Genomic DNA, 16300 nt, shown 5'->3' on the forward strand with positions numbered 1-16300 from the left:
AATGAGCGCGCAGAACCAAATGCGTCCGGCTTCGTCCCATTCATTTCAACGTGAATCAAGGAGCATGCATGGCAGGCCATGAGGCAGCACACTGGAAGATCGAGGATCTGGATTTCTCCCGCATCGCGCGGCCGGAGGTCCGCCGGGACGAAAATCTCTTCTACCTCGTGGCCTGCGCCTCGTTCGTCGAAAGCGGCTCGGACCTGTACACCCAGAACCTGGTCGACTTCTTCCGCGGCGACGACGAAGTCACAGCCTGGCTCACCCACCAATGGGAAGCCGAGGAACTGCAGCATGGCCGGGCCTTGCGCGCCTACGTGTCGCACGTCTGGCCCGAATTCGACTGGGAAGGCGCCTACCGCAGCTTCCTGGAGGAATACGCCACCTACTGCAAGGTGGAGCTGCTCGCGCCGACGCGCGGGCTCGAGCTGACCGCGCGCTGCGTGATCGAGACCGGCACCGCCAGCTACTACCGGGCGCTGGCGCGCAGCACCGCCGAACCGGTGCTGTGCGACCTGGCAAGCCGCATCGCGGCCGACGAGGTCAGCCACTACAAGCACTTCTACCGGTTTTTCCGGCGCTACCGGCAAGAGGAAGGGCTGGGCCGCTTCCGCGTGCTGGGCACCATCGGCCGGCGCACGCTGGAACTCAAGAGCGAGGACGCCGACTGCGCCATCCGCCACGTGGTGCGCGCCCGCACCCCCGAGCGTGCCGCCGACACCGCCTACATCCAGCAGCTGAGCGCGCGCATGAACAGCACCGTGCGCACCCACCTGAGCCCGGGCGCCACGCTCAAGATGCTGATGCGGCCGCTGGAACTGCCGGCCGGCGTGCAGGCCGTGGTGCAATACCCAATCAGACAGTTCATGGAGCACGTCTTCCTGCGCTGACGAACCTTCAATTGCAAACTTTCTTTGCAATTCGTGGAAAAACTCACACTTTTGTCCTCCTCCATGTCTTCACTTGGGGAGCGGGGAAAGGGATGCTTCGCCCTTTGCCAACCAATGTGAGCGGAGAAATGGTCCATCAGGTCATTCACAACGCAACAGTCACGTTGCAGTTGTCCTTCTACTTGAGCGTCGACGAGCGGGTCGAGGCGCTTCGGGCAGCCGGCATACCGGTCGATGAAACGGGAAACGCCACTGCGGGCTACCTGTTCGTGCGAACCACGGGCCGCGTCGGCAAGCGTAAGAATACCTACCGCTGGTTTGCCGCCGGCATCGGCGAAGAGGCGCATGCCGGGGACATGCCCTCCAAGCCGGACTGGGCCGAGGAACAGTTCGCACATGCGGACGAGATCGATATAGCCGCCGCCCTCCGCCCGGCTGCACCGGAGCTTGTGCCCGCCACCGTCGCGTACTGCGGCTGTGGAAGGAACTGGAGCAGCGCTCCCGCGAAGCCGCGAGCGACCTGCACAGGAAGCAGATCGCCTACTTCCGCGGCCTTGGGCCCGCGCCCGATGCACTCGATCAGGAGCTGATGCAGGAGGCTGCGGAAGCGGCGAGCAAGTGCCTTGCCGCAGCAAAGGGACAGAACGAGCCTTCGGCTTTTCGGCGGTAGTCTCCGGCGGCCGCCGGGCACCCGGACTGCCGGGTAGAATCCGCGCCTGCTGCGGGTGTAGTTCAATGGTAGAACGGCAGCTTCCCAAGCTTCATACGAGGGTTCGATTCCCTTCACCCGCTCCACAAGCCCCGCACTCCTGCGCGGCCTGCGTGCCGCTCACGGCCGCCGCGCAAGCTTCGACCGGCTCTCCTCCGTCCGCATCCTGTTGATCTCGGCCATCCCCTCCTTGGTGATGCGCGTCACGATGGCATTGCGTGCGTTCTTGTATTTGCCCGAGCCGTCCAGCGCCGGCGCTATTTCCGCTTCGATCAGACCCGTTGCCTTGAGGACCGATACGTGTCGAACGTCTTCGGGAGACACTACTTTCTTGGGCAGCGGAACGTGCTGGAGGCTCATCAGGAAAGTCAGAGGCATGCGGATCCCTCGATTGGCGTTGTTGCTGCAAATGTTCCTTCGCGTGAATTTCGAAAAAAGTATTTCCCTGCCGCGTTGGCTTGTCGGACGCAAGCCAGCCGCGTTGTAGCGAAGACGCCAACTTAAGCACTAAAGCAAGGGAGGCCTCCGAGACGGAAGGCTGGGGGGCTCGGGCCGCCGAGGCTGGCGTGACCAAGGGGCCGAGTGACAGATACAGAGATGGTACCTAGACAGATAAAGATGGTACCTAGACAGATGGTACCTGGGTACCCACTATCCTGCCAGATCGAAGCAGCAGCCCGCGTAGTAGGGCTTGTCGCCGCCCTCGACGAACGGCACCTCGATGGGCTTGCCTTCGTTGCGCCAGGCATCGCGGCGCTTGTAGCCGGCATCCCTGAGCTCGGCCCACAACTCCTCGACGTGCTGGATGCGGTAGGGGCAGAACGCAATGCCGATGCTGTTGATCGTGTAGATGGTGCGGTCGGGGTGCACCGCCGTCGTGTTCAGCACGATGCGCCTGGGCTTGACCGCGAGCCCCGCGAGGATCTCAGAGATGCGCTGCGGCAAGTACTGCAGGCTGCCCGAGGCATAGAGCACGTCGCAGCCGCTGGCGCCTTGGTAGTCGGTGGTGAAGTCCAGCTGTGCGGTGGCGTCGCGCTGCACGGCCAGTTCCTTCCCTGATTGCACCACCCCGGGCACGTCGCAGACCGTCCAGCGCAGGCTGTCGGGGTAAGGCAGGACGCGGCGGAATGCGTAGTACTTGATGCCCACGTGGCCGCCCAGGTCGAACACGCGCCGCATGCCCTCGTCGAACGATCTCCCGAGCCAGAAAAGGCCGGGGTAGTCGTAGAAGTAGATCTGATGGGTGTAGAGCTCGCCCGCCGCCTTGGCATTGCTGTAGCCGACGGCCTTCGACTCCGGCGCGCCGGCCTCCGCGGCGGCAAAGCTCTCGAACGAGCCCATGAAGAGGTTCTCGGTCTCGTTGACCAGGAACTTGCGCCTGTAGGCTTCGGCGCGGTGACGCAAGGGCAGCAGGTTGGGAAGCATGGGCTGGTTTCCTCGTTGGCTGAAGGGCCGCCTCCTCGCAGCGCCTCGGCAGGCGTACGGCGCTGCGCGGAGAAATGCGACCCCCCGAATCCTAGCGATTCCGGCGCCTCGCGGATGAACTTCTTCGCATCGCGGCCGCAAAAACGTGCTTTTTTCCGGTTCAACCCGGCCTTCGGCCGCCGAATTGCAATCAGAATGCCACAAATTTCATTGATTTAATTAAATCAACATAAATTTTGGATTGAATCCACCCAAGAACAGGGCCAGCGGCAGCCTCCGAGTTACACAACGAGGGGATTCTTCCGCGAATAGCTTCAAGGTTCTTCGGTATCACGCCAATTAATGGCTACCGCATCCGGAACAGGGTGGGGATTACATCCGTTTCACCAGGCGTCCTCCGCCAATTCAGCTTCCGGTCAACCCGCCGCCGTATCCGGCGCAGGGAACGCAAGGCGTCCGCACTCCCCTGTTTCGCTTCTACCCGTTTCCCCCGTTTTCTGGCGCATTCGGCTTTGGCCGCAGCGGCTTGCGCTGCGTTCGGCAGGCGCTTTGTCATGGTTCCGGGCACGGTGGGCGGGGGCGATTGTCTCCCTTGGAAGGGGGCGCATTGCTCATGCGCACAGGGGGCGCAATTCATACAGTGGGTTTCCTGGGCCGGTGCCTTTCCGGGAAAAACGCCTACTCCCCGGTTCGGACGGAATCGGGGAAAGGCGCCCGAATTTGGCGCTGGTTACCCTGTTCGAGCGATATGAGGTAGTACGAATATGTAACGAATGATTCGGTAATGTAACCCGACAAACTTTGATCAACACCGCGTCGGACAAAGCCTCTAGGATTACCTCGAAATAGAAACTAACGTACTACCTAATTTTATTGGCCAATTGCCAATTCATGAACCCTCGTCTATTGCATGAATTCTTTTTTCCATCTTTTCTATGAAAATTCAAATAGCCGATTCGGCGCAATCCGCGCCCCCCCGACTTTCGTTGGATGATCTGTTCGTCTCGCGCCTCAATTCGGACAGGCCGGATGAACGGATCCAGGGCTCGGTGGCGCTCGGGGAGCAGGGCATGCAGCGCTGGACGCACTGGATCGACGCCACCGGCCAGTTGCCCGACACCCCCTTCTCGGCGGCGTGGCTCCTGCTCCAGGCGCGTTGGCTCGGCGAGCAGCAGCCGGATCCGACCCCATCGGCTCGCACCTGGCTGGCATCGCTCGACCGGGAACGGCGCCAGGCCGCCACTGCAGGCTCGCCGGAGCCGTCGCCGAAAGTTCTCTGGCTGCGCGGCGACCCCGGCGCCGACGGCGTCCAGGCCCCCCTCCTTCTCTGGTTGAGCACCACCGCATCGGACGCGCCGCGCCTTCGCGCCAGTGCGGCAGCAAGCCTGCTGGACGCGGCATCGGTGCAGCAGCTGCTCGCGGCCATTGCCGACACAGCCGCCGATCTGATCGACCGGCCCGATTGCCCGCTGGACGAGATCCGCACCCTCCCCCCCGCCGACCGCGAGCACCAGCTCGCCGGCTGGAACACGCCCCCCACTCCCCTGGACCGGCGCCTCACCGTGGTGGGCATGTTCGCCCGCCAGGCCGCGGCCGCGCCCGATGCCGTGGCGCTCGCGCAGGGCGATGCGCAGATGAGCTACGGCGAACTCGAGCGCCAGTCCGGCCAGCTCGCGCACCGCCTGCAGCACCTGGGCGTGCGTGCGGGCGACAACGTGGGACTGGTGCTCGACAGGTCGATCGAGGCCGTGGTGGCGCAACTGGGCATCCTCAAGGCCGGCGCGGCCTATGTGCCGGTGCCGACGGATTTCCCGCCCGAACGCATCGCCTTCATGCTCGACCAGGCGAACGCGCAGCAGGTGGTCAGCACCTCGGCGCTGCGCCACCTGGTGCCCGCGTCCCGTGCGCTGCTGCTGCTCGATGAAGCCGGGGAGACCGGGTCCGCGCCCTGGAGCGCTCCCGCGATCGACGGCGAATCGGTGGCCTACGTGATGTACACCTCGGGCTCCACGGGCACGCCCAAGGGCATCGAGATCTGCCACCGCGCGATCCTGCGCCTGGTCATCGGCGTCGACTATGCGGAACTGGCGCCGGGCCGCAGCGTGCTGCATGCGGCGCCGCTCGGCTTCGATGCCGCCACCTTCGAGATCTGGGGACCGCTGCTCAACGGCGGCTGCTGCGTGGTGCACGGCGAGCGCGTGCCCACGGGCGCGGGCCTGGCCCGCACCATTGCGCGCCACGGCGTGCACACCGCCTGGCTCACTGCGGCGCTGTTCAACGCGGTGATCGACGACGACCCGGCGCATCTTTCGGGACTGCGGCATCTCATCACCGGCGGCGAAGCGCTCTCGGTGCCGCACGTGCGGCGCGCGCTGGCCGCGCTTCCTGCGCTTGCGCTCAGCAACGGCTACGGGCCGACCGAATGCACCACCTTCGCGGCCACCCACCGCATTCCGGCACTGCCCGCCGAGCTGCGCTCGGTGCCGCTCGGTCGGCCCATCAAGGACACCGTGCTGCGCGTGCTGAGCCCTTCGATGGACCTGCTGCCAACCGGGTTGGTGGGCGAGCTGTGCATCGGCGGGCACGGGCTGGCGCGCGGCTACCTGCGGCAGCCGCAATTGACCGCGGAACGCTTCGTGCCCGATCCGTTCGGCGCGCCGGGCGAGCGCCTCTACCGCACCGGCGACCTGGCGCGCTGGCTGCCTGACGGCACCCTCGAATTCATCGGCCGGCGCGACGGCCAGGTCAAGATCCACGGCCACCGCATCGAGACCGGCGAGGTCGAGATGGCCATCCTCTCGCATCCCGCGATCCAGGCCTGCGCCGTCGATGCGCGGCCCGACGCCGATGGGCAGCTGCGGCTGGTGGCCTACCTCGTCGCGCGCTCGCACAGGCTCTCGTGGGATGCCCTGCGCGCGCACCTGGCCGCGCGCCTGCCTGCGGCGCTGCTGCCCTCCGCGCAGGTCTGGCTTGCGCAGCTGCCGGTCACGCCCAACGGCAAGCTCGACCGCCGCGCGCTGCCCGAACCGGCGGCCGAGCGGCCCGATCTCGCGCAGCCCTTCGAGGAAGCGCGCAGCGCCGCCGAGCAGCGCGTGTGCGAAGCCTTCGCCCGCGCCCTGCACATCGAGAAGGTGGGGCGCAACGACAACTTCTTCGACCTGGGCGGCGACTCGCTGCGCGTGCTGCAGGTGTTGGCCGAATTGCAGCAGGACAGCGCGCAGCCGCTGTCGACCAACCTGTTCTTCCGCCATCCGACGCCGAGCGCCATCGCCGCCGAACTGGAGACGGCCGGCGCCGACGATGCGGCACCCGCACCGGCCGCAGTGCCGCGCACGGGGCACGAGCCGCAACAACAGCCGCTCGCCGAGCCCGACGCCCACATGTCGGAGGCCATCGCGCTGATCGCCACCGCGGGCCGCTTCCCGGGGGCGGCCGATGTCGAGCAGTTCTGGGAGAACCTCGTCGCCGGCCGCGACACCATCAGCTTCTTCGACGACGACACGCTCGATGCCGGCGTGAGCGAAGCGCTGCGCAAGGACCCGGCCTACGTGCGGGCCCGCGGCGTGATCGGGGGCATCGAGAACTTCGATGCCGCCTTCTTCGGCATCGGCCCGAAGGAAGCCGCGCTGATGGACCCGCAGCAGCGCGTGTTCCTCGAGATCTGCTGGGAATGCCTGGAGCGCGCGGGCTACGTGCCCGATGCCGCACCGGGCCCGGTGGGCGTGTATGCCGGCATGTACAACGCCAGCTACTTCCAGCGCCACGTCGCCACGCGGCCCGACCTGATCGAAGCGGTGGGCGAGTTCCAGGTGATGCTGGCCAACGAGAAGGACTACATCACCACGCGCGTGGCCAACCGGCTCAATCTGACGGGGCCGGCGGTGAGCATCCATACCGCCTGCTCGACCTCGCTGGTGGCCGTGGCCCATGCCTTCCACGCACTGCGCACCGGCCAGTGCTACATGGCGCTGGCCGGCGGCGCTTCCGTCACCTGCCCGCCGCGCAGCGGCTACCTGTACCAGGAAGGCTCGATGCTCTCGCCCGACGGGCACACGCGCAGCTTCGACGCGCAGGCGCAGGGCACGGTCTTCAGCGACGGCGCCGCGGTGGTGCTGCTCAAGCGCCTGGCCGATGCGCAGGCCGACGGCGACACCATCTACGCGGTGCTGCGCAGCGCCTGCGTCAACAACGACGGCGGCACCAAGGCCAGCTTCACCGCGCCCAGCGTGGACGGGCAGGCCGCGGTGATCCGCGCGGCGCTGGCGGCGGCCAACGTGGACGCGCGCAGCATCTCCTACGTCGAGGCGCACGGCACCGCCACGCCGATGGGCGACCCGGTCGAGGTCGAGGCGCTGACCTGCGCCTATGCCGAGCACACCGGCGCGCTCGGCTACTGCACGCTCGGCTCGCTCAAGAGCAACGTCGGCCACATGGTGACGGCCGCGGGAGCGGCCGGCCTCATCAAGGCGGCGCTCTCGCTGCACCATGAAGCGATTCCGCCGACCGCGCACTTCAGCGCGCCCAACCCGGCGATCGACTTCGCGCGCACGCCCTTCTACGTGAGCGGCAGCCTGCAGGCCTGGCCGCGCACCGGCCAGCCGCGGCGCGCCGGCGTCAGCGCCTTCGGCGTGGGCGGCACCAATGCGCACGTCATCCTCGAGGAAGCACCCGCGCGGCCCACCTCGGCCAGCGCCTCAGGGCCGCAGGTGCTGCCGATCTCGGCCCGCTCGGAAGCCGCGCTGGCCGTGGCCACGGAACAGCTGGCCGCGCATCTCGATGCCACGCCCGGCGTGCCGCTGGCCGATGTCGCCTATACGCTGAGCGTGGGCCGCAAGGCGCATGCCTTCCGCCGCGCGGTGGTGGCCGGCGATGCCGCACAAGCCGTGGCCGCGCTGCGCGCAGGCGACAGCCCGTGGCGCGCCAGCGGCCGCGTCGATGCGCGCGCGCCGCAGCCGGTGCTGATGTTTCCGGGCCAGGGTGCGCAGTACACCGGCATGGGCAAGATCCTGCATGCCAACGACCCGGTGTTCGCGGCCGCCTTCGACACCTGCCTGAAGGCCTTCGGCAGCGCGGTGGATTTCGACCTGCGCGAGCGCATGTTCGGCGACGACCCGCAGGCGCTGCTGCCCACCGCCGTCACGCAGCCCGCGATCTTCGCCATCGAGTACGCGCTGGCGCGCCGGCTGCTCTCGCTGGGCGTGCGGCCGCATGCGCTCATCGGGCACAGCGTGGGCGAGTTCGTTGCCGCGGTGATCGCCGGCGTGATGCGGCTGGAAGACGCGGCCCGGCTGGTGGCCCGCCGCGGCGCGCTCATGCAGGCGCAGCCCGCGGGCGCGATGCTGTCGGTGCGCCTGGGCGCGGCCGAACTCTCGGCCCGGCTCGGCCCGCTGCTCTCGCTGGCCGCGGACAACGGCCCCACGGCCTGCGTGGTGGCCGGCCCGTTCGACGCGATCGAAACGCTGCGCGCCTCGCTGCAGGAAGAGGACATCGCGAGCCGCCAGCTGCAGACCTCGCATGCCTTCCATTCCTCGATGATGGATGGCGCCGTCGCGCCGTTCGAGGCGCTGGTCGGCGAGGTGGCGCTGCATGCGCCCACGGTGCCGATCTTCTCGACGCTCACGGGCCGCCTGCTCGAGGACGCCGAGGCCACCAGCCCCGCCTACTGGGCCCGCCACCTGCGCAGCACCGTCCAGTTCTCGCCCGCCGTGCGCAGCGCCATGGCGCAGGCGGCCCGCCCGCTCTTCATCGAAGTGGGCCCCCGCAACACGCTGGCCACGCTGGTGCGCCAGCACGGCGCGGCCGAAGTGATGCCGCTGCTGCACGGCGAGCCCGCCGACGAGGCCCGCACGCTGCGCCTGGCGCTGGCCCGCCTCTGGACATGCGGCGCGGACGTGGAGCTGTCGCGCCTTTCCGTTCGTACCGGCGCACAGCGCGTGCGCCTGCCCACCTATCCCTTCGAACGCAAGCGTTTCTGGGTCGACATCGCAGCGGCTGCGGCGAGCCCGGCCATCGTGCCGCCAGTTTCGCCGCCGGCCTCGCTGGCCGTTGCCCCATCCGCGCCCGCGCTCTCCGTTCCACCCACCTTCTTGGAGCCGACCGTGACAGCTGCAGTGTCCCCGCCACTTCCTTCACCTGCTTCCACCGCGTCCACCGAGTCCATGGACGCGCGCTTGCGATCCCTGTTCGAGGACATCTCCGGCATCGACATGATGCAGGCCGAGGGACATGCCGCCTTCGGCGAGCTGGGCCTGGATTCGCTCACGCTGACGCAGGTCGCCACGCAGATCAAGAAACGCTTCAAGGTGAACCTGAGCTTTCGCCAGCTCATGGAGAACTACCGCAGCTTCGACACCCTGTCCGCGTTCCTGCGCGAGAGCCTGCCGCCCGAGCCCGTGGTTGCGGCCGTGCCTGCATCCACCGCCGCGGTGCCGCTGACCATGGCCGCGCCGGTGCAGGTGGCGGCCGCGCAGCCGCCGGCCGCGTTTCTGCCCGGGGTGACCGCACCGGCCGCTGGCGGCGACATCGGCAGCGGGCCGATCGTGCAGCTGGTGGCGCAGCAGATGGAACTGATGCGGCGCCAGCTCGCGCTGCTGTCGGGCGCAGGCATGGACGCGCTGCCCGCTGCGCCCGCCATGCCGGCGGCTGCCGCAAGCACCGCTGCCTCCGCCACCGTCGCGGCGCAGCCCGCCGCCGACGAAGCACCGGCCAGGGAACCGCAGCGCTACGACGTCACCAAGGCCTTCGGCGCGATCGCGCGCATCCACACCCAGCGCACCGCCGAGCCGAGCGGCCGGCAGAAGGCGCGGCTCGCGGCCTTCATGCGGCGCTATGTGGAGCGCACGCAAAAGAGCAAGCAGTTCACGCAGGCCAACCGGCCGCACATGGCCGACCCGCGCGTGGTCAACGGCTTCCGGCCGCTGACCAAGGAGATCACCTACCAGATCGTCATCGAGCGCTCCAAGGGCTCCAGGCTCTGGGACCTGGATGGCAACGAATACGTCGACGCCCTCAACGGCTTCGGCATGAACATGTTCGGCTGGCAGCCCGACTTCGTGCAGGAAGCGGTGCGCAAGCAGCTCGATGCGGGCTACGAGATCGGGCCGCAGCATCCGCTGGCGGCCGACGTCACCGGCCTCATCTGCGAGCTCACGGGCTGCGACCGCGCCGCCCTGTGCAACACCGGCTCGGAAGCCGTGATGGCCGCGCTGCGCATCGCGCGCACGGTCACCGGGCGCAGCACCGTGGTGGTGTTCACCGGCTCCTACCATGGCACCTTCGACGAGGTGCTGGTGCGCGCCGGCAAGGGCGGCCGTGGCCTGTCGGCCGCGCCGGGCGTGATGAGCGGCATGTTCGGCGACATCCGCGTGCTGGACTACGGCACGGCGGAGGCGCTGGCCTTCATCCGCGAGAACGCCGACGACCTGGCCGCGGTGCTGGCCGAGCCGGTGCAAAGCCGCCGGCCCGACTTCCAGCCGCGCGAGTTTTTGCAGGAAGTGCGCGCCATCACCGAGAAGAGCGGCACCTGCTTCATCTTCGACGAGGTCATCACGGGCTTTCGTGTCGGCCTTGGCGGCGCGCAGGAACTGTTCGGCGTGCGCGCCGACCTCGCCACCTACGGCAAGGTAATCGGCGGCGGCTTTCCGGTGGGCGTGATCGCCGGCAAACGGGCCTTCATGGACGCGCTCGACGGCGGCGCCTGGCAGTACGGCGACGACTCGATTCCCGGCGTCGGCGTGACCTACTTTGCCGGCACCTTCGTGCGGCATCCGCTCGCGCTGGCCGCGGCCAAGGCTTCGCTCACGCACCTGAAGGAAGCCGGCCCCTCGCTGCAGGCCGGCCTCACAGGCAGCACCGCCACCATGGCCGACGAGCTCACGGCCTGGTGCGCCGAGGTGGGTGCGCCGATCGCGATCCGCCAGTTCGCCTCGCTCTGGCGCGTGAGCTGGCTCGAGGAGCATCCGCTGCAGGACCTGCTGTTCGCCATGATGCGCAGCCGCGGCGTGCACATCCTGGACAACTTCCCCTGCTTCCTCACCAGCGCGCACAGCGCCGAGGACATCGCCACCATCCAGCGCGTCTTCAAGGAGTCGGTGGCCGAGATGCAGGAATCCGGCTTCCTGCCGCGCCGCGCCACGGTGATCACGGGTTTCGACTACCGCAAGCGCTGCGAGGAAGACGGCTCCGTGCTCGCCCGCGATGTCGACGGCCAGCCCTTCTGGTACGTGCCCGACGCCGCGAGCCCCTCCCCCCTCATCAATGGAAAGGCCGCAGCATGAACGCCGTTCTCCGCCCCGCCGCCACCGGCGGCCTCATCGAGTGCGTCATACCGACAACCGAATCGCAGCGCGAGATCTGGCTCGGCGCGACGATGAGCACCGACGCCTCGCTGGCCTACAACGAATCGGTGCTGCTGCGCCTGCGCGGGCCGCTGGACACCGCCGCCATGGGACGTGCCGTTGCGCGGCTGGTCGAGCGCCACCAGGCGCTGCGCGCCACCATCTCGCCGGACGGCAGCTGCATGCTGGTCGGCCGGCCCGGCGAAGGCCTGCTGGAGCAGCAGGACCTCAGCGGCCTCCTGCCCGAGGCCCGCGAGCAGGCGCTGAAGGCCGCGCACGACGAAGCGGTCTGCACGCCCTTCTCGCTGGAGCACGGCCCGCTGTTCCGCGCGGTGCTCTGCAGGCTGGGCGAGGCCGAGCATGAACTCGTGATGTCGGCCCACCACGTGGTGTGCGACGGCTGGTCCTGGATGGTCATCACCGAGCAGCTCGGCCATCTCTATGCCGAGCAGACCGGCAGCGGCCAGCCACTGAAGGCCGCGCCCAGCTATGCGGAGTTCGCGGCAGAGGAAGCCGCCGAGGCCGCGCATCCGGACATGCAGCCGCACGTGGACTACTGGCTGGAGCGCTTCGCCGGCGGCACCCTGCCCGTGCTCGAACTGCCGGTGGACCATCCGCGGCCCGCCGTGCGCACCTTCCATTCGCAGCGCGCCGAGCGCCTGCTCGACCGCCGCCTCGTGAGCAGCCTGCGCTCCATGAGCGCGAAGACCGGCGCCAGCCTGTTCGCGGGCCTGTTCAGCGGCTTCATCGCCACGCTGCACCGGCTCACGGGGCAGGACGACATCGTGGTGGGCATCCCCGCGTCGGGCCAGGTCGCGCGCGACATGCCCGGCCTGGTGGGCCACTGCGTGAACCTGCTGCCGCTGCGCGTGGCGGTTCATGCCCAGCTTCGCTTCGATGCCATGCTGAGCGAATGCAGCACCACGGTGCTCGACGCCTTCGAGCACCAGGCGCTCACCTATGGCGCCTTGCTGGGCAAGCTGTCGCTGCAGCGCGACCCGAGCCGGCTGCCGCTGGTGAGCGTGGCGTTCAACGTCGACCCCGACGTGGCAAGCAGCGCGCAAACCTTCCCGGGCCTCGAAGTCGCACAGGACACGATCGCGCGCCAGTACGAGAACTTCGAGCTCTTCCTGAACCTGCGTCCGCTCGACGGCGGCCTGCAGATCGAGGCGCAGTACAACTCGGACCTGTTCGACGAGGCCACGGTGCAGCGCTGGCTCGACATCTTCGAGTGCGTGCTCCGCTCGGCGGTGCGCAACCCCGGCGAGACGGTCGGCCGGCTCGAGGTGCTGTCGGCCGAGGCCGCGCAGGAATTGGTCGCGCTGCAGCCGCCGCGCACGCCGCTGGAGAGCGCGCCGCATGCACTGGCCCGCTTCCTGGCGCGCGTGCCGCTGCAGCCCGAGCGCCCCGCGGTGCGCGACGGTGCGCGGGTCTGCAGCTATGCCGAGCTCGATGCCGAGTCCAACCGCCTGGCGCGGGCGCTGCGCGCGCGCGGTGTCCGCCGCGGCGAGCGCGTGGGGCTGTGCCTGGAGCGCAGCATCGAGATGGTCACCGCGCTGGTGGCCGTGCTCAAGGCGGGCGCGGCCTACGTGCCGCTCGATCCCGGGTTTCCGCAGGCTCGGCTCGAGCACTACGCCAGGGACGCCGGGCTCTGCCTGCTGCTGACCTCGTCGGACATCGGGGCGGCGCCGCGCAACTGGCGCGCCGACGCGGCCGAGCGGGTGTTCGAGATCGACCGCCACAGCGCCTGGCAGCAGGAAAGCGGCGAGCCGCTGCCGCCGAGCGGCGACGATGCCGGCCCCGACGACGGCGCCTACGTGATCTACACCTCGGGCTCCACCGGCGTGCCCAAGGGCGTGTGTGCGCGGCACCATTCGGTGGTGGTCCTGCTGCAGTGGATGCAGCGCAAGTCGGGCCTGAGCGCAAACGACCGGATCGCCGCGGTGACCACCCTGTCCTTCGACATGGCGGTGCCGGACCTGCTGCTGCCGCTGTCGGGCGGCTCCGAGATCGTGATGGTGCAGCGCGAGGTGGCCATGGACGGCAACCGCCTGTGCCGGCTGCTCAAGGAAGAGCGCATCACTTTCCTGCAGGCCACGCCCGGCATGTGGCAGCTGCTGCTCGACGCCCAGTGGCCCGGCGCGCCCGGTTTCCGCGGCTGGACCGGCGGCGAAGCGCTGCGGCCCAGCATGGCGCTCGCGCTGTGCGAGCGCACGGACGAATTCTGGAACGGCTACGGGCCGACCGAGACCACCGTGTATTCCACGGCCTGGCTGGTGCGCCCCGATGTCGTCGCATCGCGCGGCGTGTCGATCGGCCACCCGGTCGACAACACCGAGATATGGATCCTCGATGCCGACCTGCAGCCCTGCCCGATCGGCGTGCCGGGCGAGATCTGCATCGCAGGCGACGGCCTCGCACTGGGCTACATCGACCGCCCCGAACTCACGGCCGAGCGCTTCGTTGCCGCGCGCATCTTCGGCAGCGCCAAGACGGTGTACCGCACCGGCGACCGCGGCCGCTGGCGCAACGACGGGCTCATCGAGCACCTGGGCCGGCTCGACTTCCAGCTCAAGGTGCGGGGCTACCGCATCGAGCCCGGCGAGATCGAGGCACGCTGCTGCGAGGTGGCCGGCGTGTCGCGCTGCGTGGTGGTGGCGCGCGAAGACAGCCCGGGCGATGTCCGGCTGGTGGCCTACCTGGCGCTGACGCCCGGTGTCGACTTCGAACTGGACGTGCTGATGGCGCACCTGCGCGAACACCTGCCGGCCTTCATGCTGCCGCAGCACGTGGTGGCGCTGGACGCACTGCCCACGCTGCCCAACGGCAAGATCGACCGCATCTCGCTGCCCGCGCCGCAGGCGGTGTCGCGCGACGAGGCGCGGCGCGGCGCCGGCCCGCGCACCGAATGCGAACGCAAGGTGCTCGCCACCATGGAAAAGGTGCTGAGCCTGCCGGGCCTGGACATGCGCGACGACTTCTTCACGATGGGCGGGCATTCGCTGCTGGCCTCGCGCCTGACCACGCTTCTGAGCCGCGAATTCCAGATCACGCTGCCGCTGCGCTCGCTGTTCGAGGCGCCCACGCCCGAGAAGCTGGCCGCCGTGGTCGAGGGCCTGCAGAACGCGGGCGCCGGCGCGCAGGCACCGCTGCCCTGCCGCATGGACCGCAAGACTGCACCGCTCACGCCCGCGCAGGAGCGCATCCGCTTCATGGAAGACCTGCACCCGGGCCGCTCGGTCTACAACGCGCCCGCGGCGCAGCGCCTGACCGGCGTCTTCGATGCGCAGCGCTTCGAGGCCGCGTTCAAGGAAATCATCCGCCGCCAGCCCGCCATGCGCACCCGCATGGGCACCGATCCGCACACCGGCCAGCCGGCCCAGCTGATCGCGGAGTCGGTGGATTTCTCGCTGCCCTTCATCGACCTGCGCAACCTGCCGGCCGACCAGCGCGAGGCCGAGCTGGCCGAACGCATGCAGGAGCTCGCCGACCGGCCGATCGACATCCACCGCGCGCCGATGCTGCATGCGGCGGTGTTCCAGCTCGACGTGCACGAGCATGTGTTCGTCTTCGTGCCGCACCACCTGATCTGGGACGGCTGGTCCTTCGACCTGCTGCAGCGCGAACTCTCCGCCATCTACGACGCGGCGGAGCGCGGCCGGCCGCATGCGCTCGCGCCCATCGCCACCACGCAGGGCGACTATGCCGAGTGGCTGGCCAGCTGGATGAAGGAGCCCTCGTTCCAGGACCAGCTCGACTTCTGGCTCAAGCGCTTTGCAAGCGCGCCGATGCCGCGCCTGCCCAACACCGACATGCCGCGGCGCGCCGGCAAGAGCGGCCAGGGCGGCGCCCACTGGATCCGCGTCGACCTCGCCGTCACGCAGCAACTGCGCAAGGTGGCGCGCGACATGGACGTGACGCTCAGCATGCTGACCTTCGGCGTGTATGCGTTTGCCATGAGCAGCATCATCAGGTCCGAGACCATCGTCATCGCCAACCCGGTGCGGGGCCGGCAGCAGCCCGAGACCGAGGACGTGATGGGCTTCTTCAACAACGTGCTGCCGGTGTCGCTGCAGGTCGGCCTGCAACAGCCGCTCCCGGAGTTCATGCGCTACGTGAAGCGCGAGCTTCTCTCGCTCATGAACTACCAGCAGGTGCCGTTCGAGCGCCTGATGGCGGAGCCCGCTCTGGCCGCGCGCATCCGCGCGGTCGGGCCCTACCAGGCGATGTTCTCTTTCCAGGATGCGCGCGACCGTGCGCGCCGGCTCGGCAGCCTGCAGACGCGGCAGCTGCACCTGATGCAGCGCGGCGCCACCGACGACATCGGCGTGTGGCTGATGGACAAGCCGCACGGGCTGGAAGGCGCACTGATCTACAACGCCGACATCTACCTGCGCGAGACCGGGGCACAGCTGCGCGACCGCTATCTCGAACTGCTGCAGAAAGTGGCTGATCGCCCCGAGGCCTCGCTGGCCGAGCTTGCGAGCGAAGAAGGCTCCGGGAGCGCCGTCTACCTGCGCAGGCTCGCCGCCGTCGATCCGCTCAGGGCTGCAGCGCCGGTGGATGCGCCGGCCGGTGCCGCGGCGGAAAGCACCATCCTGAACCCCGAGCACGCGCGGCTCGCGCAGATCTGGGCCTCGGTGATCGGGATCGATGTCAACGACATCCGCCCGAGCGACAACTTCTTCGACCTCGGCGGAGATTCGCTGCTCGTGCTGCGTGCGATCCAGCAGGCCGAGACGACGCTGGGCTACCGCGTGCAGTCGCGCCGCTACCTGTTCGAGAACCTCGGGCAGATCGCCTCGTCCGCGCACCAGGCCGCGGAGGACGCGGAGCTCTCGGATCTCGGAAAACTGCCGCTCGGCAACCTCAAGGGTGCGGCGCGCGGCGACGGCCTGCTGAGCCGCGCCTTCGGCAACTGGCTGCGCAAGGAGTGATTC

6 protein-coding genes and 1 tRNA gene are annotated in these 16300 nt (G+C 68.9%); 5 read left to right on the forward strand and 2 right to left on the reverse strand.

Annotation, left to right across the window (positions count from 1 at the left end; translation table 11 throughout):
* Positions 1-68: 68 nt before the first annotated feature.
* The 3 genes from IB278_RS09415 to IB278_RS09425 all read left to right on the forward strand — a co-directional run bounded on the left by IB278_RS09415 (position 69) and on the right by IB278_RS09425 (position 1685).
* Complete coding sequence (locus tag IB278_RS09415; RefSeq protein ID WP_145744866.1) at positions 69-890, forward strand: ferritin-like domain-containing protein; 822 nt, start codon at positions 69-71, stop codon at positions 888-890.
* An 11-nt stretch (positions 891-901) separates the two neighbouring features.
* On the forward strand, positions 902-1480 hold the full coding sequence (locus tag IB278_RS09420; RefSeq protein WP_225612825.1) for a hypothetical protein: 579 nt from the start codon (positions 902-904) through the stop codon (positions 1478-1480).
* A 131-nt stretch (positions 1481-1611) separates the two neighbouring features.
* Positions 1612-1685, forward strand: a tRNA-Gly gene (locus tag IB278_RS09425).
* Positions 1686-1719: 34 nt separating this feature from the next.
* Here IB278_RS09425 and IB278_RS09430 read toward each other — a convergent pair.
* On the reverse strand, positions 1720-1977 hold the full coding sequence (locus IB278_RS09430) for a hypothetical protein (RefSeq protein ID WP_145744864.1): 258 nt from the start codon (positions 1975-1977) through the stop codon (positions 1720-1722).
* A 273-nt stretch (positions 1978-2250) separates the two neighbouring features.
* Positions 2251-3024, reverse strand: coding sequence for a TIGR04325 family methyltransferase (locus IB278_RS09435; RefSeq protein WP_145744862.1), 774 nt, complete (start codon positions 3022-3024; stop codon positions 2251-2253).
* A gap of 935 nt (positions 3025-3959) precedes the next feature.
* On the opposite strand from IB278_RS09435, the gene IB278_RS09440 reads away from it, so the two are divergent.
* Both IB278_RS09440 and IB278_RS09445 read left to right on the forward strand, forming a co-directional pair.
* Positions 3960-11300 carry a polyketide synthase gene (locus tag IB278_RS09440; protein WP_192323278.1) on the forward strand — a complete coding sequence of 2447 codons (7341 nt, stop codon included), beginning with the start codon at positions 3960-3962 and terminating at the stop codon, positions 11298-11300.
* Complete coding sequence (locus IB278_RS09445; RefSeq protein WP_192323279.1) at positions 11297-16297, forward strand: non-ribosomal peptide synthetase; 5001 nt, start codon at positions 11297-11299, stop codon at positions 16295-16297. The genes IB278_RS09440 and IB278_RS09445 overlap by 4 nt, the downstream gene beginning before the upstream one ends.
* Positions 16298-16300: the final 3 nt, after the last annotated feature.

This window comes from Variovorax sp. VRV01 (assembly GCF_014852545.1).
Classification (GTDB): domain Bacteria; phylum Pseudomonadota; class Gammaproteobacteria; order Burkholderiales; family Burkholderiaceae_C; genus Variovorax; species Variovorax beijingensis_A.

Excerpts from the sequence above, each read along its gene's own strand:
- IB278_RS09445 (WP_192323279.1), top strand. The coding sequence starts at position 11,297 with ATGAACGCCGTTCTCCGCCCCGCCGCCACCGGCGGCCTCATCGAGTGC.
- IB278_RS09430 (WP_145744864.1), bottom strand. The coding sequence starts at position 1,977 with ATGCCTCTGACTTTCCTGATGAGCCTCCAGCACGTTCCGCTGCCCAAG.
- IB278_RS09415 (WP_145744866.1), top strand. The coding sequence starts at position 69 with ATGGCAGGCCATGAGGCAGCACACTGGAAGATCGAGGATCTGGATTTC.
- IB278_RS09440 (WP_192323278.1), top strand. The coding sequence starts at position 3,960 with ATGAAAATTCAAATAGCCGATTCGGCGCAATCCGCGCCCCCCCGACTT.
- IB278_RS09435 (WP_145744862.1), bottom strand. The coding sequence starts at position 3,024 with ATGCTTCCCAACCTGCTGCCCTTGCGTCACCGCGCCGAAGCCTACAGG.